Raw genomic sequence first — 19,585 nt, forward strand, 5'->3', positions numbered from 1 at the left:
ATCGATTGGTGATTTCCAAAGAAACATTGCAATGTTTGCGCTAAAAATTACCTTGTGAATGCCCGTATTACGTGATTTTCTCGCCTAGGCTGAATTTCATGGAGGGGTCGATGACCAATTCTCGTCTGTTGAAGTGTACAACGGCGCTTTGTGTTATGGCTGCGCTTGGTCTTATGTTTGGGTCGCCGATCTCAGCCATGGCCGATGTAGCTTCAATTCCGGCGCCAGATCGGGTTCGCTTTATCGACGACAACGGCGTTGATCTGGTATCTGGTAAAATCGTCTTCGACCTTCCGATTTTAACTATCGGTAGCGACAGTAGCGGTATAACTCGAGATTCGAGATCACTACATTTTCTCCACGCAGACAATTTCTACGGTACATTAAATGGCACGACCACAGTATCTGTGAACTTCGACGGCTTCTCTGAAAGATACATCAAGCAAACCAATGGCACGTTTCTTCCTGACGTTGGCGCGGTCAATGCATTCGAGTGTTCAGGCAATATATGCATATTCACCTTAAAAGACGGTACTCGGGCCGAATTTGATAAGACTTTAACGGCAAACCGCGGATATGCAAATACTGGCGGCCTGTTGACCAAGATCACCAAGCCGGACGGTGAAGTCATCACGCTGCATTACAGGTACGAGCAGGAGCCTGGCTTACCGCCAAACGGCGTCACGCTCCATATTAGGACCTTGGTCCAAGTAACGAGTTCAATGGGGTGGGCGATAAAGGAAACTAAAGCGTATAACAGCTCTATTGATTATTGTGACCCGCTGACGATAACATGCTCAACTTCAACTCAAAGTACGGTAAATTCCGGCTGGGGAAGCGCTTACTCTCCCACCAGACTACTGATAACCAACGATTTAGGCGAGACGACAACTGTCCACGGCGTCGAGGCCGGTTGGTCCCCCAATCCGAACCCGCTACCTACCAAGTTAGTAACGCCGACTGGCGTTACGTTAAACGTTACATGGACTTCTAACAAAGTCTCTGCCGTCAATACCGGTACGTCAACTTGGAATTATGCCTACGCGGTAAGTGGTGCCTTGCAAACGGTCACGATCACTAACCCCGATACTACCACAAAGGTGGTCGTCGTTAACACGACCCTAAAGCAAATTGTTTCTGAGACCGACGAGCTAGGCCGCAAGACGAGCTACACATATGACGCGAGCGGGCGACTGCAACGGGTCATAAATCCCGATGCGACGTTCTCAGGCGCCACACCGACCGGCGGCTACACTGAATATGCTTATGACAGTCGCAGCAATGTCACGACAACTACATTTGTGCCAAAGGCCGGCACTGGCTTGGCCAACCTTGTCACCACTGCCGCATATCCCGCCTCTTGCATCGATTATAAGTCGTGTAACAAGCCAACCTCTGTGACAAACGCAGCCGGCGTAACTACTTCATATTCCTATGACGCGAACACCGGCGGTATCGCTACCGTGACGACCCCGGCCGTTAACGGCGTGTCCTCACAGGTTCGCTACACTTATGCAACCCAAACGCCGAGCGTGAAGAACAGCTCCGGCGTACTTGTTCCGTCGACGCCTGTCTATCGCCTGACACAGGTCTCGACATGCCTGAACGGCGCGGCACCGGCATGCCTGGGCACAGATGACGAAGCGCTGACGATCATCACCTACGGAACTAACAACGTTCAGCCGGTCTCGGTGACAAGGAAGCTAGGCAACAACACGCGAGCGACTACGACAAACTATACCTATGATAATATGGGCAACGTAACGTCAAACGATGGCCCGCTGCCCAACGATACGGCCTATTATATTTATAACGCGGCAAATCGGTTGGTAGGGGAGATAGGACCTGATCCAGATGGGGCCGGGCCTTTGCTTAGATACGCGAACCGGACGTCGTACAATACGGATGGCGCTATCTCGAAGACCGAGCGGGGCACCGTGACGGGAACGGACGCCACAGCGTTGGCTGCCATTTCGGTTCTTGACCGGTCTGAAACCCAGTACGACGCGACCACAGGCGTGATGCTTACCGAGAGGTATTTTACCGGTAGCAACTCCACACCCGCGAACCTCATCCAAGCAAGCTATGACTCCCTCCTTCGCGTAAGCTGTGTAGCCGAACGCCTGAATCCCGCTGCGTTCACTTCGCTTCCGGTATCCGCGTGCACCCTTGGCAGCCAGGGCGCCGACGGGCCTGACAAAATCATCCAATATACCTACGATGCCGCGAGCACCCTACTGAAGCAAACAAGCGCGCTAAATACAGGCAAGCAGGCCGATGACTTTGTTAAGACGCTCAACGCCGGCAGCGGTACGGTTGCCACCGTCGCGGATGGAAAAGCCAATAAGACAACATATACCTATGACGGCTTCAACCGGCCTATCAAAGCGTGTTTCCCGACAGCCGCTAATGGGGCCGTCAGTTCGACAACAGATTGTAATCAGATCGTTTTCACCGGGGCGCGCCCAACATCGACAGTTCTCCGCGACGGCCAATCCATCGCCTTCACGTATGACAATGCGGGACGCGTGAGCAACAGGGCTGGCGCGGGCCTTAATGATACCTTGGTCTACAACAATTTTGGCTATGTAAAATCACGGACCAATAACAGTCTGACCGGGACCTTTAGCTACAATGCGCTAGGCGAGTTGTTGAGTGACGCCCAGCCGATGGGCACGGTCAACTATGAATACGACGGTTATGGTCGCCGAAGTAAAGTGATCTACCCCACCGTTGGTGGTGTTCCTTTCAATGTCAGCTACACCTACGGTGACGACGGCCCGTTGACCGCGGTCTTAGTCTCATACAACAACCAGTCACCCGTTACCTATGTTCAGCTCAGCCGTGACAGCTATGGGCGGCGCACAAACATTACACGCGGCCCAGGCTCCCAAGCCATCTCCAATGTCGGCTATGACGCGTCATCACGCATAAACAGCTTGTATGTCGCGAACTCGGCGACAAACAATACTATCACACTTGGGTATTCAGTCGATGGCAAGGTCAAGACACGTCAGAACAGCAATGGTGGATTCGACTACGTTCCTGGTGGGGGATCTACGACCAATTACGGTATCAACGGGCTGAACCAGATCGGAACTGTAAACACAACGACCTTGAGCTATGATGCCCGCGGCAATTTATCGACGGACGGTTCTGTCACTTACACTTATAATTCCAACAACCTGCTAACGAGTACGACAGCGGGTGCTGCACTAGCCTATGATGCCAGCAATCGCCTTCGTTTGATCGACACTTCCGCGACGGCAGCACGCCAGTTCCTTTACGACGGCACGGACCTTATCGCCGAATTCGACGATAATGGGACCCTGACGCGTCGCTATGTGCACGGCCCCGGCAGCGATGTACCGCTGGTATGGTTCGACGGAATCGATAACACCCAACCCCGCTATCTGACTGCTGATCAGCAGGGCTCGATTATTGGTGTTACCGACGCTTCGGGAAATACGCTGGCGACTAACAAGTACGACGGCTATGGGTTACCGGCCGCAGGCAATTTGGGAACCTTCCAGTATACTGGTCAACAATATCTCCCGGAGATCGGCCTCTACTATTACAAGGCCCGGCTCTATTCGCCGACCCTGGGACGTTTCATGCAGCCCGATCCAATTGGCTACGGCGATGGGATGAATATGTATGCTTATGTCAATGGTGATCCAATCAATCGTACGGACTCAATGGGTTTGTCCGGGGATGACGCTCCAGTCAACCCTGATGGCAGCGTGACAGTTAGAGGGAAAAGGAAATCCTCGAAAGGTTACGGTGGCCCATCTCCCCATATTGTGCAGTTTTCTTTTCCGAAGCAGTGGAATGAACCTAGCGCGGGTGGTTGGGCTCCGATGGAGGGAGATGTTGTGTTAGTAAACGGTAAATATGGGAAAGGAAAAAAAGCTCCGCGAAAGTCTCCAAGGGGAGATCCCCAAGGTATGACCACGGAAGGCAATGACGAAGACTACATGAGAGATGTAGACCTTTGTAAGAAAATATTCCCGCTTCTAACACAGTTCGACTATACCGCTAAGGCAAGATGCATCGCCAGCGCAGGAGACCGCGCAGGCGACCGAGCGGCAGGTCGGGAACCAAGGCCATTGGCTGGAGTGGACACTCGATTTGAAGATCTTGACGATCGGCATGGTAGGGGGAGGCGCCAGCCGGACAATAAAGGTAACAATTGGTTCCCAGTTATTCCCGCGCCGGGTGGCGTTCCTATACCGGTGATTCCTTGAGGTAGTTCATCATGGGCATTCACTTGACCAGATATGCAGAAAAAAATGTGATGTGTGCCCGAGTTCTCGATGCGCAAGATGGCACCCAATACAAATTATCTATTTGGCCACCGGTTGAAGACCCGAATGGTGGCGAGCATTTTGTGTGCGACTTTAAGATAGAAGGACAGAAACTTAACATAGAAATGTTTGGCATAGGCGTCGATGGGCTTCAGGCCATTCTAGCAAGTTTAAAAATTGCCCGTGCATATCTTCTTGAAAGCGAAGTAGGCTCGAACCTTGGGTTAAGTTGGATGGGAGATAGGCAGATCGGTCTGCCGACGAATTTCGGTGGGTGGGAGGATTAGGGCGTTTGCAGTCTGGGTTTTAGTGCGAACCCGTTCCGCGGTAATATGAGTTAAAAACTCTTGGATCGATTTTCCCCAAGCTTGGTTCATTCACCAACCAATTTAAGAGGGTAGCTATTAATATAGTTTTGCCGGAGCACGCTCTCACTTGCGCACGAGTTTGGCAGTTTCAGCTTACTTGTCTTTCGGCGCGAAAGCGTAGGCGTGTTATTGATCCGCGCTATGACAGTGGGTAGGCTTCGACGATGATCACATCTCTGGCAGTTTCAGGTTACCGCTCGCTCCGCGATATTGTCATCGGCCTCGATCAGTTGAATGTTGTCACCGGCGCCAATGGATCGGGTAAATCGAGTTTATATCGCGGGATTCGGCTGCTAGCTGAAATTGCGCAAGGCCGGATCATTCGTGCCATATCCAGCGAAGGGGGCTTTACAGCGGCGCTTTGGGCTGGGGAAGGGGAAGGGGCCACCTTGAAGCTCGGCTTTGCTACGGACGATTACGGCTATGCGATCGATCTTGGCATTAAGTTTCCGTCCAGGAGTATGTTCGACTACGATCCTGTCATTAAAGCGGAAAGTCTGTGGGTCGGGCAGGTTCTTGGTGAGCGCAATGAAATAGCTAGCCGAAAAGGGCCGTCCGTCCGTGTTCGAGATGAAAAGGGACACTGGGCGCAGGCGCTAACGTCGCTATCTCCTTTCGACAGCATGATGACGCACGCCGCTGATCCGGGCCAGGCGCTGGAACTACTGCGTATGCGTGAAATGATGCGCAACTGGCGGTTCTACGACCAATTCCGCAGTGACAATGAAGCGCCTGTGAGACGTCCGCAGGTCGCTACCTTTACGCCAATATTGGCCAGTGATGGTTCTGATTTGGCCGCAGCGCTGCAAACCATAATTGAGATAGGTTTCCATGAGGACCTGGTCTCCGCCGTCGATGATGCGTTTCCCGGAACTAAGATCGAATTAGCTGGCAACGGTGGCCATTGCGAGCTGGCGGTCCACCAGAGCGGATTGAAGCGACCGCTCGGGAGTGCGGAACTATCAGACGGGACCTTGCGCTACCTTTGTCTTGTCGCGGCCTTGCTTTCGCCCCGGCCGCCGCCCTTCATGGTGCTGAACGAACCCGAGATGAGTTTGCACCCCAGCCTCCTGCCGGCCCTGGGGCGCCTCATTGCCAAGGCATCCGAGCAAACTCAGATTCTGATAGTGTCTCACTCTTCTGAATTAGTTGCCGCAATTGACGAAGTGAAGACGACTCGACGCATCGTTTTGGAAAAGGTTTTGGGCGAAACGCAGATTGCCGACAATGAGGAACCTCGCTGGGAGTGGCTGACTAGGTAGTAGACCGGTGGAGTTGCCCCTTAATTCCCGGAAGGCCAAATTCGGCGGTATGACGGTGTCCGATGCGCAGAAGCTTCGCACGCTGGAGCAGGAAAACGGCCGCCTGAAACGGTTGCTGGGGTTCTCGGCTGATTCGTGCAAAAACTGACGATAAGCAAGGTATTGAAATATTTCAGAAAATCGGCACACCGCGAAGATATCTCTTTGAAATTATTCAGGAACCAGGTTTTGCGCGTTGCAGAGGCATGTTCTTGGCGGTTCCAGGAGGGCAGAGCGGTAGATTCCGAGGTCAAACTTGAACATGCCTTGCAGATTGAAATGACCATGTGCAACGGGCGCGACCCTGCTGACGATCTCGTCCGTGAGGATTTCGGGCTCCTCGGCCCGGGCGTTCTCGATATGGACTGTATTCCATGTCATGAGAGAGCATATGCAGGCGACACGTCGAGCCTTCGTGGGAACCGCCAAGTATTGGTTCCTTTTACCCGATAGTGGCTGCTGCCCTTGAATGCGTCGTCCCGGGGCTCGTCGATGACGATGACGGTAGAGTTGCGGCCGTGGAACAGTCAGGATGACGATCGGTCTGCAACCGATGGGCCCGTTTCGAGCTGGACAGTTCGAAGCATTGCTGCTGTCTAATTCGCTTCATCGCGTCCGAAATCCTCTGAACATTACACGCGAGAAGGACTATTATCGCGTGTAATATATGCTATGATGCAGTTATGGACAACACGAAAGCAAAACCGCCGAGCGCACGCGCGGCCATGGCATTGGCAAAATCCCAGGCTTATCAAGATGCAGCCGATGCACCGGCCACATTGCGTGCGTATGCGTCGGATGTGGCGAATTTCCAGACCTGGTGCCAGAGCAATAGCCTGACCGCGTTTCCGGCGATGCCTGACGTCGTCGGCGCCTATCTGGCGGCCGCTGGCGAAGGCTACGCCATGCAGACGCTGAGACGGCGCGTGGCAGCTATAGCAAGGGCGTCCGGCGTCACAGGCCATCCGCTCGACACCAAGCACCCGGCGATCCGTGAGACACTGCGTGGCATCGCCCGGACGCATGGCAGCCGCGGGCGAAAAGCCGCGGCGCTGACAACGTCGGAACTGAAAGCTCTGAGCCGCGCCTGTGACGCCGGCCTCACGGGCGACCGGGATCGAGCTTTGTTGCTGGTGGCGTTCGCCGGCGCATTGCGACGCTCAGAACTCGTCGCTCTGGATGTGGAAAAGCTGACGTGGTTCGAGGACGGCGTAAAGCTTCTGCTTGAAAAATCCAAGACCGACAAGGAAGGCAAAGGCGCCGAGGTTACGATCGTCTACGGCCGGCATGAGGCCACCTGCCCCGTCAGGGCTCTGCGCCTGTGGCTGGACAATGCCGAAATCCGGTTCGGCCCGGTTTTTCGAAAGGTTAACAAGGGCGGCAATGTGGAAAACCGGCGTCTCAGCGAGGATGCGGTGCGTCAAGTATTACTGCGCCGGGCAACGGAGGCCGGGATCAAGGGGACACTTTCAGAGCCGGTCAGTCCTCATGGCCTTCGGGCTGGCTTCGTTACGACCGCATATCGGAACGGCGTGTCCGATGAAGAAATCATGGGGCACACCCGCCATCGCAGCTTGACCACCATGCGCAGCTACGTCCGTCGCGCCAAGTTGAAAACCTCTGAACCGACAGGTAAGCTCGGCCTGTGAAGACGTTGATCAGGAAACAATAAATCCCTCTGGAGTAATGCGAGATGGCGGATTGGGATCTGCAATACCTCGGCGCGCAAAACATTCCGCCAAACCTCTCAACCGTTGAAATCGAGCACTACTTTACTCTACGGCCTCCGGAGCTCGATGCGATATCAAAAGGCCGCCGCCCTGCCAACCGGCTCGGTCTGGCACTGCACATAGGATTTCTGAAGTTCTCCGGTTCTGTTCTGAATTCCACAGATCTTATCCCACAAGCGATTTTGGCACATATCGGCAAGCAAATTGCGCCTGACAAACGGGCACCCCAAATTGCTTCGATACGGTCAGTCTATAAACGCCGCAGTACGCTCTTCGAGCACCAGCAGGATGCGGCGGCCATCCTAGGGTTCCGGAAGCTAACCGAAGGGGCCGAGCGCAACCTGCTCGGTTATGTACGCAAGGAGGCCTGGGACGCGCTGGAGGAAGATGAACTCACCTACCGCATTCGCAAATGGCTCTACGAACATAAGTATTTCTCCATAGCGGAACGCCCGCTGAGAAGCCTGCTTTATCGCGCGAGGCAGATGCGGGAGAACGACCTCGCTGCGGCCATAGTCAGGGCGGTGCCGGCAGATGTTCGCGAAACCTGGTTGCCGAAGCTTTTAGAAGCCCCTCCCACGCCGACACTGCAGACACGGCTCGATTGGCTGCGTGAGGGCCCAAAGTCGCGCAAGGGATCGGCCGTCATGGAGGAAATAGGTCGCGTCGAATTCCTCAAGGAACTGGGCGCGGAGGCTTTGGATCTCGGCGTCTCGATCGCCGCGCTGCAGCACTTCGCCCGCCCATTGCAATACCGCAAACCGTCGGCGCTCCATCGTCTGCGCGCTGAGCCCCTCGAAATCGAAATCGCCTGCTTTCTCAGGCTCCAGCTCTTTCGCCATTCGGACACGGCCGCTGAGCTTATCGACCGACGGATCGCCGATTTATGGCGGCAGGCCAGGGATCGGGTTGAAGCCCGCCAGGATGATGAACTCCGGCGCTATAGACGCCTGATCATGGCGTTACAGACCTTGGCGGCCGACGGGCGAATGGCGGCCGAGGACTTCCGTCTTCGCGTTCGGGAACTCCTGGTGCCGATCGCAATCGATGAAGCGCCAAACAAGGTGACCGCGATCCGGATGGAGCTGGCAAATGACCATGTCCAGCTGCGAGCGGTCATAGATGCTGCGCGGCGGATCGACGTGGTTCCGGAGGATGACCACGTACTACACGACGCCTTTCGCGTGGTCGACGACACCCACGGCAAACGCCGCGATACATTGCCCATGACCGAGGAAAATCCGTTTGGGGTATCCTGGGAGGGCCTTATCGCGCAGGCGGACCGGACAAATGCTTACAAGTCCTACGTCGCTGCCACGACCATGCTTCTCAAGCGAAGCCTGAAAAACGGCTCGGCGGCCATAGACCACAGCCTTTGTCATAAGCGTCCGGCCGATCGCATGATCCCGAAGGCTGAATGGCTCGAAGAGAGCCGCCGGCACATCAACGCCCTTGGAGTCGATGAAAGCAGCTTTGTCGAGCTCTCCAAGATGGCTGACTTGCTTGAGGCAAGGCTTGCCGAACTCAGCGAAGCCGTCACCGAGGGGCGCGTATCCGTTCGCGACGGCGCCATGATCGTACCGAAGCCAGTAGCCGAGGAGGTCGACCCGAAGATCGTCTTCGCCAGGCGGACTGTCTTCGGCCGGGGGCTCTCCGGCCAGCTGCCCGACGTCATTATCGAAATCGACGCCCGGACACGGTTTTCCTGGATATTGCTCGGCCGGCGTCCGCGGTCAGAGAGCGAACTGATCAACCTCTACTGCGCCCTGGTCGCCCTCGGCACCGACCTGTCGGCGGCCGACCTGGTGCGCATGGTGCCACAAGCGGTCGCCGACAGCATTACCCAGATGATGGTGCGCCTCGAGGTAAAAGACGTAATGGAAGCGGCGAACCATCAGGTCCTGAACTTCATGAGGGGCTACAAGGTCACGCGCCTTTGGGGGCTTGGCATTGCCGCGTCCGCCGACATGATGAGCCTTGACGCTCAGCGGCAGCTCTGGAGCGCACGAACCGAGCCGCGACGAAAAGGCCTTGCCATCGGCACGTACGCTCACGTCATGGACCAGTGGGGTATTATCTACAACCAACCCATCATTCTGAATAAGCGCCAGGCGGGCGCGGCGATCGAGGGCGCCCTGCGCCAGCGCATAATCGACATAGAGCGCGTGGCCGTCGATACGCACGGCTTTACGCATTTCGGGATGGCGTTCGCCAAGATCCTCGGGTTCGATCTCTGTCCGCGTCTGGCTGACTTGAAGGATCGGAAACTCTATGTGCCGCGACGCTTCAGTGTGCCCGATGCGCTGGCCGAAATCGCCAATGCAACCGTCCGTATGGCGGACATCAATGAGGGATGGGACGATCTGCTGCGACTGGCCGCCTCGGTCAAATCCGGCCGGTGTTCCGCCACCTTCGCGCTGGACCGTTTCGGCTCCGCCGCCCGTGGGGAAACGATCTTCAAGGCAGGCGATGCTTTCGGAAGGATCCTTCGCACCATCTATCTGTGCGACTACCTCGGAAATGAGACTTTTCGGACAACCATCCTGAAATTACTGAACCAGGGTGAGTCCGTTCACTTCATGGAGCGGGCAATTCATAATGGCAACCTCGGACCCAAGCGTGGCCGCACGGAAGATCAGCTGGCCGCCATCTCGGGCGCGCTGTCTTTGATCGCCAATATCCTCATGACCTGGAACACCCTGCACATCGAAAATGCTCGCTCCGCAGAGCCGGAGATCCTGACCGATGAGATCGTTAGAAAGGTCGCACCCGTAGCTCATGGGCATTTCAACCTGCGAGGCATGTTCAAGTTCGATCTCGGTGGGCACCGCTCTACCCTGCTGGAACCCTATCAGAACATAGTCCAAAGGCGCGTAAAACCTGGTTCTTGAATAATTTCAATGAGTTAGGTTTCTATAATCGCTATTTTCCTAATTAATTCAATATCTTGCTTAGCGGGACTTTCTGCACGAATCAGCCGAGAACCCCTTTAAGGACACCTATGTTGTTGAGTTCCTCGGCCTCCCGGACACGCACCTTGAGGCCGACCTGCACCAGGGCCTGGTCAGCGCACTCAAGGCCTTCCTGATTGAACTCGGCGGCGACTTCTGCTTCATCGGATCAGAATATCCGCTTCAGGTCGGCAGCCGCGACTTCGCACTCGATCTGCTCTTTTTCCACCGCGGTCTGAACGCACTTGTTGCGATCGAACTGAAGATTGGCCGATTTGAACCGGAGCACCTTGGCAAGCTCAGCTTCTATCTGGAAGCCCTGGACCGCGATGTGAAGAAGCCGCACGAAAACCCCGCCATTGGCCTTCTGCTGTGCGCCAGCGCTGACGACGAAGTGGTCGAATACGCGCTCAGCCGCAGCCTATCTCCAGCCTTGGTCGCGCAATATCAGACCCAATTACCAGACAAGACCCTTCTTCGCGCCAAGCTGCATGAATTCTACCGGCTGACCGCACACAGCAGTTGATCAAGCCAATTGTCGCGGAATAGTGGCTTGTTGCTCACCCGCACCGAGCACTCGATTTCCCATAATTTTTCTTAGGCGAGATTTTTTGTGTAGTAGGTGGATTCCAATTTGAAGCGCGACTTGTGTTCGCCTCTCACCTAGAGCATTAGACGGTTTAGGTGGACCTTCGATCGTCATCAAGTGAGCAACTCGGGCGGTCCTTGGAAATTCATAGCCCGGTCCGAAGCCCAGAAGCTTTAGCCTTCCAGCCCCTCCAAAAGATCCGTGTAGGCAAGCGTGGCATTGGCATGCTCGCGCATCATCGCCTCCGCCCTCGCTCCCTGCCCTTTTGTTATGGCGTCATATATGGCGTGGTGCTGCATATGCGCATAGTTCAGCCGCCGGAACTCCCTGTCCAGCTGGTTCTTGTCGGCGGCCAGGGCTTTGACGGATGCAAAGGGCAGATGATCGTTACGCGCCAGCGCCTCCCGAATCGCCGTATTGCCGCCGGCGACGAGTAAAGCTTCGTGGAAGCGGATATTTATATCCTCATATACGGCAAGATCGGCCTCCACGAGGTGGCCTTTGGCAAACAACGCATCTCCACGTGCAAGGCAGTCGGCTAAAGCCTCGTCAACAACTGGATCCAATCCCCGCTCAGCCGCGCGCAAAGCCGTCAAACCTTCAAGCACGCCGCGGACCTCGACAGCCGCGATAATATCCTGCAGTGTCACGGAGCGCACCGTGTAGCCACGAGCACCGACCTTGACCAGAAGCCCCTCCTGTTCAAGGATGCGCAACGCCATGCGCACAGGCATTCGCGACACCCCCAAGGCTTCTGCCGTAGGGATTTCAGCCAGCCTTGTTCCTCCCCGCAATTCACCGGAGGCAATCTTCTGTCTAAGTGCGACCAGAACCTGTGTTCCCGGCTTGCTCATTCGCGGCTCCCTGCTCACTCACGGTTATGCCCGAGTTGGCGCGCGCGCACAATTGGCTCCAATCGGCGGCCAACCTAGCCGAATTTAGTTGACGAATAGCTATTTTACATAATTATTGGATCCAATAACATTTCTGGGAGAGACACATGGCTATTTCAGCAGCTACGCCGTGGCAGAAGAACACCTGGTACGTCGCAGCGCGTGGTGATGAAGTTGCGCAATCCCCACTGGGGCGGACCATCTGCGGCGAGCGCATGGTGTTTTATCGCGACCAGCACGGCAAGGTCGCAGGCCTGGAAGATTTCTGTCCGCATCGTGGCGCGCCGCTCTCCCTCGGCACGGTTTCCGATGGGCAACTTGTTTGCGGCTATCATGGCCTGGCCATGGGGTGTGACGGCCACGCCGCCTCCATGCCGGGCCAGCGCGTGCGGGGCTTCCCACCTATCAAGGCCTATCCGACCGCCGAACGGTACGGTTTCATCTGGGTTTGGCCAGGAGATCCGGCTCAAGCCGATCAAACACGTCTTCCAGATCTTGTCTGGGGCGACAATCCGGCGTGGGCCTATGGCGGGGGCCTCTACCACATCGCGTGCGACTTCCGCCTTATGATCGACAACCTTATGGATCTGACGCACGAAACCTACATCCACGCGGACAGCATCGGCCAAAAGGAAATCGACGAAGCCCCGGTGATCACACGGGTGGACGAAAACGAGTCCATCACCGAGCGCTTCATGGACAACATCATGGCGCCGCCATTCTGGCGCATGGCATTGCGCGAAAACGGCCTGGCGGATGACGTGCTGGTCGACCGCTGGCAAATCTGCCGGTTCACGCCCCCCAGCCATGTGATGATCGAGGTCGGCGTCGCGCACGCGGGCCACGGCGGCTATCACGCGCCAGATCACCTGAAAGCGTCCAGCATCGTGGTCGATTTTATAACGCCTGAAAGCGAGACGTCCCATTGGTACTTCTGGGGTATGGCGCGCCGTTTCAAACCTGACGATGAAGCCCTCACGGCCCGCATCTGCGAAGGCCAGGGCAAGATTTTCTCCGAAGACATGGAAATGCTCCAGCGCCAGCAGGAAAACCTGATTGCCAATCCTGACCGGAAGCTGCTGAAGCTCAATATCGATGCCGGCGGCGTCCATGCCAGGCGCATCATCGACAGGCTCTGCCGTCTCGAACAAGGTGTTGCCGGCGAGGATGCAGCATGATCGAAGTCGTCGTCAGCGACATCATCGATGAAACGCCCGATATTCGCCGGATTACCTTGGCGACACCTGATGGCGTGGCGCTACCCGTGTTTGAAGCAGGTGCTCATATAGATCTTCACCTGCCGAATGGCATGATACGCCAATACTCTCTACTTAATCCGCCGGGCGAAACCGATACCTACCAACTGGGCATCCTGAAAGAAAAAAGCTCCCGTGGCGGCTCAGCGTGGATCCATCAAACCCTTGGGAAGATGGATCGCCTGCACGTGAGCACGCCCCGCAACCTTTTTCCGATCGTCAAGACGGCCAGGCGCCATATCCTGTTCGCCGGCGGAATAGGCATCACACCGATATTGTCGATCGCTCGGCATCTGTCAGCTCTGGGAGCTGATTTTGCTGCCTACTATAGCGTGCGCGACAGGCATGAGGCTGCTTTTTACAAGGACCTGGCCCCATTGGGGAACCGGATACGGTTGCTCGCCGACGGCCGGGATGCGGCACAAACAGTCCTTCTTGAGGCGCTGTCTGGTCCTTCTGACGACACCCACCTCTATGTGTGCGGACCGTCGGGCTATATTCAGGCCATCTGGAACCTTGCCCGCCTGCAGGAATGGCCTGACAGCCATTTCCACACGGAAGCGTTCTGCGCTTCGCCCTTGCCCTCCGACACAACTGACCATGCTTTTACGATTCATCTCGGGCGCTCCGGCGTGACCATACCCGTAGGCGAGGGTCAAACAGTCATCCGCGCGCTGCAAGAGCACGGATTCGATATCCCGTTCTCTTGTGAACAAGGCATCTGTGGCACATGCCTCACCAAAGTCATTTCTGGCGTACCTGACCATCGGGATCAATATCTTACCGACGAAGAACGCGACGCCAACGATCAATTTATGCCTTGCTGCTCACGTTCCAAATCGCCTGAGCTTGTCCTCGATCTCTAATCCGCCCCCTGGCCGTCATTACAGGTGAGCGCGGCGTCCGCTTGCCAAGTCAGGTGAGCTATGTCTAAGAGGCAAAAGGTGCCGCATCGCCGACACCCGCCCCTCTTTGAGACATGCGGTTCATATGGCCACTTCCTCGCAAGATTCTAACGATAAGGCGGCCAAGCCGCATACCTATAGTGCGCCCGCGCTCGAAAAAGGCTTTACGATCCTTGAGCTGCTCTCCGAATTCCCGCGCGGATTGACCGTCACAGAAATGGCTGGGAAACTCGGCCTGTCGGTCAGCGAAATTTTTCGCATCGTAATGGTCATGGAGCGTTTGGACTGGCTGAGACGTCATCCTGGCGATCGATTCCGTGTGACCTTGCGGCTGCTGGAAATGGGCTTCAAGGCCACTCCGGTCGATGAGCTCATTCAGATTGCTGCACCATTCATGCGCGAGCTATCCTATAGCATAGAACAGTCTTGTCATCTGGCGGTTCGCAACGGAAACCGTGGCATGATCGTCTATCGTCAGCAAACCCCTGGACCAACCGTATTCGCTGTCCGTACGGGCGCCGACATATCTCTTGAACCCACCTGCTCCGGTCACGTGCTCCTGGCGTTCAACGCCGTGAATGACGGGCCGGCCGTTGAACCGACAGATAGAGATGCCAGCCTCGAACTTGCGCTCCGGAAAATCAGGTCGCGCGGCTTCGAGATGATGAAGAGTACCCGAACGGTCGGGGTTACAGACATCAGTTGTCCGATTTTTGGCAGCAACGGCGTTGCGGTTGCTGCACTCACTGTCCCGTTTCTTCAACTGATCGACGGCACCCAGAAGGTAACGCGCGACGACGCGCGCCTCATTTTGCAGGACATAGCGCAGCGAATATCGGAAGAACTCGGGGCCGCCAGCGGTTAGGTCCGCTGGCGGTTTTGCGTTCATCCGGCAGGATCACGGCCCGGATAAGCCGTGCTTCAGGAGAAAAGAGAGAAGCGCGACCGCCGCATTCACGCCACGCTAAGCATTGGTCAGAAGTCGTGGACAAGGATAATCTTTGACTCCGTGTACCGCGACTTCCTTAACCCTACTCTACTATTCGAACTACACCGAAGCCATGTCATCATGGCTTAAAGCGTCGCGTCTTCTTCAAACGTAGTATGGTCCGGCCTATCACTCTTTTGCCGGTGCTGCAGGCGTGGCGGGCGTCGCAGGGAAAATCTCCGGCTGGCGCCCTAGCCCCGGAAACGAAGCATTATCGCCTGACCCCAGTTCAATCACCAGAAGAGTCTGGCGCACCTTTCGTGGCTGCCAACGCTCCAGCACGTCGTTGGGCACAGAGCCACCGCCAAAGCTGCCAGCGTTATTACGGCTACCCGAGGCCGGCGCACCCGACGGCGTCGCCCCAGTGGCCGCGCCCGCGCCCGAGCCCATAAAATTGCCGGCGCGCGTCTGCAGATCGTCAGCAACACCAAGTTCCACCGTGCGATTGGTGGTCGACAGCACTGCAAACCATTCATTCTTCTGCTCGGCGGCAAGATCACCGGCACGCTTCATGGCGTATGCAGCGATCTCACGATTGGACTGACCGGGCTCACCTGTATAACCCACCGTCCAGAAACCACCTTCGTCGAGTACATTGAAATAACCAGCGGCTCCGGGCTTTTCGGCCGCCTTATATGGCTTCGCCTCTGCACCCGACACCGCAACCACTGCGACAAGGGCCGCAACGGCAAATGAAAACGTCTTCATTGGTAACCTCATAAAGCAAGGATACTTTGCTGCAAAAAAGGGCGGGATAGAATTCTACCCCGCCCCAATCTCAAGTTAGGCTAGATTAGTACAGGTAGCGCAGGCCAACCTCGATCCGGCGATCGTTCTTGATCGCGAAGCGGGGAAGCGTATGCCCCTCTGCATCGACCTGCATGACCGCTTTCGTAGTCGTATCGAGCAGGTTCTCGATCGAGGTGTGGAGTTGCAGGTGCTTGTTGACGTTCCACTTCAACGAGCCATCCAGGAAGCCACCAGCCTGGTTATAGGTGGGGTTGCCCGTCATGTAGTCGCCCTTGACGATCAGATACTTGCTGCGCCAGGAGTAGGCCAGGCGAGCTTCGAACGTGCCATCCTGATAGATGCCGACGAGGTTCGCCAGGTACTTGGACTGACCAAACAGGTCAGTGATGTTGTAACGGCAGAGTTCGCCGTTGTTCCGACACGAAGCATCCGCATCCGCGCTGGCGTCGATAAGCGTGAAGTTCGCCTGCGCGCCCAGGTGGGAGAAGATGCCCGGCAAGAAGTCATAGAATTGCTGGTAGGCAAGTTCGACACCACTGACGTCCACCTGTTTGGTGTTGACCTGACCGTTATAGACGATCGGCACGGTCTTGCCATCCAGTGTGACGCTGCCAATGGTTTCGGAGCCGCCCTGAATGACATCTTGCAGCTTCTTCGAGAACACCGCCGCAGTGATATTCCCGCTCGGGAAGTACCACTCGTAGGAGAGGTCGAAGTTGTCGGACGTCGTCGGTTTCAAGCGAGGATTACCGCCGCTGGCGCTGATCGCGTTCAGGGTCACGTCCTGGAAGCCGTCGTTACACGGAGGGGTCGTTGGCAGTCCGATGGACGCACAGTGTCCAGTCGGCCAGTTCACCGTCGTGGTGTTGCCGCTGTAATTCGTGTAGGCCCGCAGGTCCGCGATATTGGCGCGAGTCAGGTTCTGGCTGGCACCGAAACGGATCAGCATTTCCTCGTTCAGGTTCCACTTGATGTTGAACGACGGCAGGACGTGGTCGTCGCTTGTCTCGTAGCTGAGGGGTTGGGCAGCCAGCGTGAGGTAGGCGGCCATCTGCGGCAGGAATTCCTGCGGGCTGTTGTGCGAGCAGGCGTAGGCCGTCGTGACGACGCCGGCGCTATCCGTGCCAGGCGTACAGGCCGAATCCGCGCCAAGAGTACGGACAAGATTACCCGCCGACGCCAGATCGGTCTTCGCATAGCGAACGCCAAAATTGCCTTCGATCGACTGACCATTGCCTAACTCATGATTGAAGTCGACCTGAACATAAAAGTTGGTCGTTTTTTCGGTGATCTCCGAATGGTTGTCGATCGGGAACATCGGGACACGCGGTGCCCACGGCGCGCCGCGAACAACACCCGTCGCACCCGAGTTATTGGCGAAGAAGTCAGCCATCTTGCCGTAGTTCAGCAGGTAGTCCCGGCTGATATAGACGAACTTGCTGTTCTTGCCATTGACCAGGCCGCCACGGAAGAAGTCGCGATAGTCGTCGACTTCGGTCATGCCTGCCGGCAGGGCGCTGAGCGGGGTTGCGCCGCCGCCGGCCCAGGGCGGAGCCACACCGGCCCAGTTCTGGTTGGCGGTGTCGTTGGTCTGGTTGCGCTCGGAATAACGGGCGCCGAACTTGATGTCCCTGAACCAGTTGTTGTCAGCGAAGTCATAGACCAGGTCGCCGCGCAGCGCATAGAGGTCGCCCGTTCCTTTTTGCTGGTTATCGGCGTTGTACAGCCACCAGTAGACGCCCGGATTGCCTGTGTCGTCCGCCGCGACGGTCGCCGTCATGCCAGGCTTCACATTGGTGATCTGGTTACCGCGCGGATCCATGTGGAAGTTCAGGTAGCCATTGTCGAGGTCGGACCGCATATCCACCATGAAGTGGGTTTGACCGCCGGCCCACATTTCAGACTGCTCTGCCGACGCCTTGGTGTACTGTGCATCAAGGTTGATGTGCAGCTGGCTGCTGAAGTTGTGCTTCAGGTTGATGCTGAAGTCTTCGGTCTTTGAGTAATCGACCACACCGCGGCCCAGCGTATTGATGGCGTAACCATAGGCGCCGCCATCGACGTCCGCGCCGTTAATCGTGCCGGCAATCATCAACTGACCGATCGAGACGGGCTGGCTACAGCCGCCTGCGCCACTATAGCCAATGTTGCAGAGCGCCACGCTGCCGCTGTATGGTGTCGTGAAAACGTTGGTGAGCAGCGTATTGGTAGGCGTGCCCGAATCCGGCAAATGTTCAACGGTATGTTCGACGGTATCCGTGCCGTTCTCAACGTTGATGTACTTGATCAGGACGCTCGTGTTGTCGTTTTTCCATTGCCCAGCAAGATAATAGCTGGTGCGCTCGCGGTCCTGCTCGTTGTGACGCATCTGGAAGACCGTCTGGGTACCAATGACGTTGCCGACAGGCACGCCAACAAACTTGCCCGGACCCTGCGTTTCGACTGCGCCAACATTAACCTTCGGAACCGGAGCGCCGATCTGCCAGTCGTTGATGTTCGACCGGAGTTCGGAATGGGAATAGGATCCCAGCAAGCCGAACTCGCCTGCACCGGTTTTCCACCGCTTGCTGCCAGTGACGCTATAGGTCGGCGACCATTCCTTGCGAAGGTCGGCATAGGTGCCGTCGATGCTGACGGAGAATGTCGAACCCTTGCGGTCGAACGGAGCAAGCGTGCGCAGGTTGATCGTGCCACCGGCGCCACCTTCGGTCAGCTCTGCCGATGCGTTCTTATACACATCCACACCGCCGACGAGTTCAGGCGGAATGGATGACCAGTCGAGCGCGCGCCCACCGTTTGCGGTGAACTGGTCACGGCCGTTGAATTCCGAACGAACGAACGAGAGGCCGCGAATAAGATTGCCCGAACCTTCGGCCGAGGGGAAGTCGCCGCTCGCGCCGCCGGCGCCGCCTGTGTTGTATTGCGGCAGGATCGAATAACGCGTCACAGACACGCCTGGAATACGCCCAAGGGCTTCTGCTACGCTGGCATCCGGCAGAGCCGAGACGTCCGACGCAGTGATCGAATCAACGAAGGTGTCCGCCTTGCGCTTGATTTGCGAAGCCGTTTCCAGCGACCTGCGGATGCCCGTGACGACAACGACGTCACCGTCGGCCTTTTCATTCGCAGCGGCTTGAGTAGCCGCCGGATCCTGCGCAAACGCAGCCGTCGAGAAGAGAGCCGCCGTCAGCGCCGTGGTGCCGAGCAAAATCCGGCCCAGACGGGACCTGGACGGCGTGGTACCACGATTTTGGTTATAATTATCCCTTGTGATTTTCATAGGTTATTTCTCCCTGCCTCTTAGCTACTTTGGCCAGAGGACGTTGTGCCTCTCGTACGAAAGCGAGAGGCGCCCTGTAAGACGATTTTATTTGATATCGGTCACACGCCGACCGTCATGCGTTTCCGCACATTCAGCAAAACCCCTGGAGCGCCCGGCGCGCTATGACAGAACGACGTTATGATACCGCTCACATTTATTCAACGATTAAGTCCGACAAATGTTGAAAAAAAGACGTGGTCGTTGCGCGATTGTGACAGTTTTCAA

Annotated in this window: 13 protein-coding genes; 10 read left to right on the forward strand and 3 right to left on the reverse strand. The window is 56.5% G+C overall.

The genetic code is table 11. From position 1 onward, the window contains the following. Positions 1-110 precede the first annotated feature (110 nt). The 7 genes from AC1DON_RS21125 (at position 111) to AC1DON_RS21155 (ending at position 11,183) form a co-directional block, all read left to right on the forward strand. On the forward strand, positions 111-4,247 hold the full coding sequence (locus AC1DON_RS21125; RefSeq protein ID WP_476936807.1) for an RHS repeat domain-containing protein: 4,137 nt from the start codon (positions 111-113) through the stop codon (positions 4,245-4,247). 11 nt (positions 4,248-4,258) lie between these two features. Next, positions 4,259-4,594 (forward strand): DUF6968 family protein, encoded by a 336-nt coding sequence (locus tag AC1DON_RS21130; RefSeq protein WP_476936808.1) that lies wholly within the window; start codon positions 4,259-4,261, stop codon positions 4,592-4,594. Between the two features lie 245 nt (positions 4,595-4,839). Beyond that, positions 4,840-5,937: an AAA family ATPase gene (locus AC1DON_RS21135; RefSeq protein ID WP_476936809.1), complete on the forward strand. Its 1,098-nt coding sequence runs from the start codon at positions 4,840-4,842 to the stop codon at positions 5,935-5,937. Between the two features lie 135 nt (positions 5,938-6,072). Continuing rightward, positions 6,073-6,429 carry a hypothetical protein gene (locus AC1DON_RS21140; protein ID WP_476936810.1) on the forward strand — a complete coding sequence of 119 codons (357 nt, stop codon included), beginning with the start codon at positions 6,073-6,075 and terminating at the stop codon, positions 6,427-6,429. 230 nt (positions 6,430-6,659) lie between these two features. Continuing rightward, positions 6,660-7,625: a site-specific integrase gene (locus AC1DON_RS21145; protein ID WP_476936811.1), complete on the forward strand. Its 966-nt coding sequence runs from the start codon at positions 6,660-6,662 to the stop codon at positions 7,623-7,625. A 44-nt stretch (positions 7,626-7,669) separates the two neighbouring features. Continuing rightward, complete coding sequence (locus AC1DON_RS21150) at positions 7,670-10,597, forward strand: Tn3 family transposase (protein ID WP_476936812.1); 2,928 nt, start codon at positions 7,670-7,672, stop codon at positions 10,595-10,597. A gap of 157 nt (positions 10,598-10,754) precedes the next feature. Further along, entirely contained in the window at positions 10,755-11,183 is a 429-nt protein-coding gene (locus AC1DON_RS21155) for a PDDEXK nuclease domain-containing protein (RefSeq protein WP_476936867.1), read from the forward strand. Positions 11,184-11,419: 236 nt separating this feature from the next. On the opposite strand, the gene AC1DON_RS21160 is transcribed toward AC1DON_RS21155, so the two are convergent. Continuing rightward, positions 11,420-12,100 carry a GntR family transcriptional regulator gene (locus tag AC1DON_RS21160; protein ID WP_476936813.1) on the reverse strand — a complete coding sequence of 227 codons (681 nt, stop codon included), beginning with the start codon at positions 12,098-12,100 and terminating at the stop codon, positions 11,420-11,422. Positions 12,101-12,246: 146 nt separating this feature from the next. Here AC1DON_RS21160 and AC1DON_RS21165 point away from each other — a divergent pair, with 146 nt between their 5' ends. The 3 genes from AC1DON_RS21165 to AC1DON_RS21175 all read left to right on the forward strand — a co-directional run bounded on the left by AC1DON_RS21165 (position 12,247) and on the right by AC1DON_RS21175 (position 15,165). Beyond that, entirely contained in the window at positions 12,247-13,317 is a 1,071-nt protein-coding gene (locus AC1DON_RS21165) for an aromatic ring-hydroxylating dioxygenase subunit alpha (protein ID WP_476936814.1), read from the forward strand. Next, entirely contained in the window at positions 13,314-14,261 is a 948-nt protein-coding gene (locus tag AC1DON_RS21170) for a PDR/VanB family oxidoreductase (protein ID WP_476936815.1), read from the forward strand. Before AC1DON_RS21165 ends, AC1DON_RS21170 begins: the two co-directional genes overlap by 4 nt. A 124-nt stretch (positions 14,262-14,385) precedes the next feature. Beyond that, the gene (locus AC1DON_RS21175; protein ID WP_476936816.1) at positions 14,386-15,165 is read left to right on the forward strand and encodes an IclR family transcriptional regulator; all 780 of its coding nucleotides are present in this window, start codon (positions 14,386-14,388) and stop codon (positions 15,163-15,165) included. A gap of 252 nt (positions 15,166-15,417) precedes the next feature. Here AC1DON_RS21175 and AC1DON_RS21180 read toward each other — a convergent pair whose 3' ends face one another. Both AC1DON_RS21180 and AC1DON_RS21185 read right to left on the reverse strand, forming a co-directional pair. Then, positions 15,418-15,996, reverse strand: coding sequence for a CC0125/CC1285 family lipoprotein (locus AC1DON_RS21180; protein WP_476936817.1), 579 nt, complete (start codon positions 15,994-15,996; stop codon positions 15,418-15,420). 85 nt (positions 15,997-16,081) lie between these two features. Next, positions 16,082-19,246: a TonB-dependent receptor gene (locus AC1DON_RS21185; RefSeq protein ID WP_476936818.1), complete on the reverse strand. Its 3,165-nt coding sequence runs from the start codon at positions 19,244-19,246 to the stop codon at positions 16,082-16,084. Between the last annotated feature and the right edge of the window lie 339 nt (positions 19,247-19,585).

The organism is Asticcacaulis sp. P4_H10 (assembly GCF_056400965.1).

Excerpts from the sequence above, each read along its gene's own strand:
- AC1DON_RS21125 (WP_476936807.1), top strand. The coding sequence starts at position 111 with ATGACCAATTCTCGTCTGTTGAAGTGTACAACGGCGCTTTGTGTTATG.
- AC1DON_RS21170 (WP_476936815.1), top strand. The coding sequence starts at position 13,314 with ATGATCGAAGTCGTCGTCAGCGACATCATCGATGAAACGCCCGATATT.
- AC1DON_RS21180 (WP_476936817.1), bottom strand. The coding sequence starts at position 15,996 with ATGAAGACGTTTTCATTTGCCGTTGCGGCCCTTGTCGCAGTGGTTGCG.
- AC1DON_RS21130 (WP_476936808.1), top strand. The coding sequence starts at position 4,259 with ATGGGCATTCACTTGACCAGATATGCAGAAAAAAATGTGATGTGTGCC.
- AC1DON_RS21150 (WP_476936812.1), top strand. The coding sequence starts at position 7,670 with ATGGCGGATTGGGATCTGCAATACCTCGGCGCGCAAAACATTCCGCCA.
- AC1DON_RS21175 (WP_476936816.1), top strand. The coding sequence starts at position 14,386 with ATGGCCACTTCCTCGCAAGATTCTAACGATAAGGCGGCCAAGCCGCAT.
- AC1DON_RS21160 (WP_476936813.1), bottom strand. The coding sequence starts at position 12,100 with ATGAGCAAGCCGGGAACACAGGTTCTGGTCGCACTTAGACAGAAGATT.
- AC1DON_RS21145 (WP_476936811.1), top strand. The coding sequence starts at position 6,660 with ATGGACAACACGAAAGCAAAACCGCCGAGCGCACGCGCGGCCATGGCA.
- AC1DON_RS21165 (WP_476936814.1), top strand. The coding sequence starts at position 12,247 with ATGGCTATTTCAGCAGCTACGCCGTGGCAGAAGAACACCTGGTACGTC.
- AC1DON_RS21135 (WP_476936809.1), top strand. The coding sequence starts at position 4,840 with ATGATCACATCTCTGGCAGTTTCAGGTTACCGCTCGCTCCGCGATATT.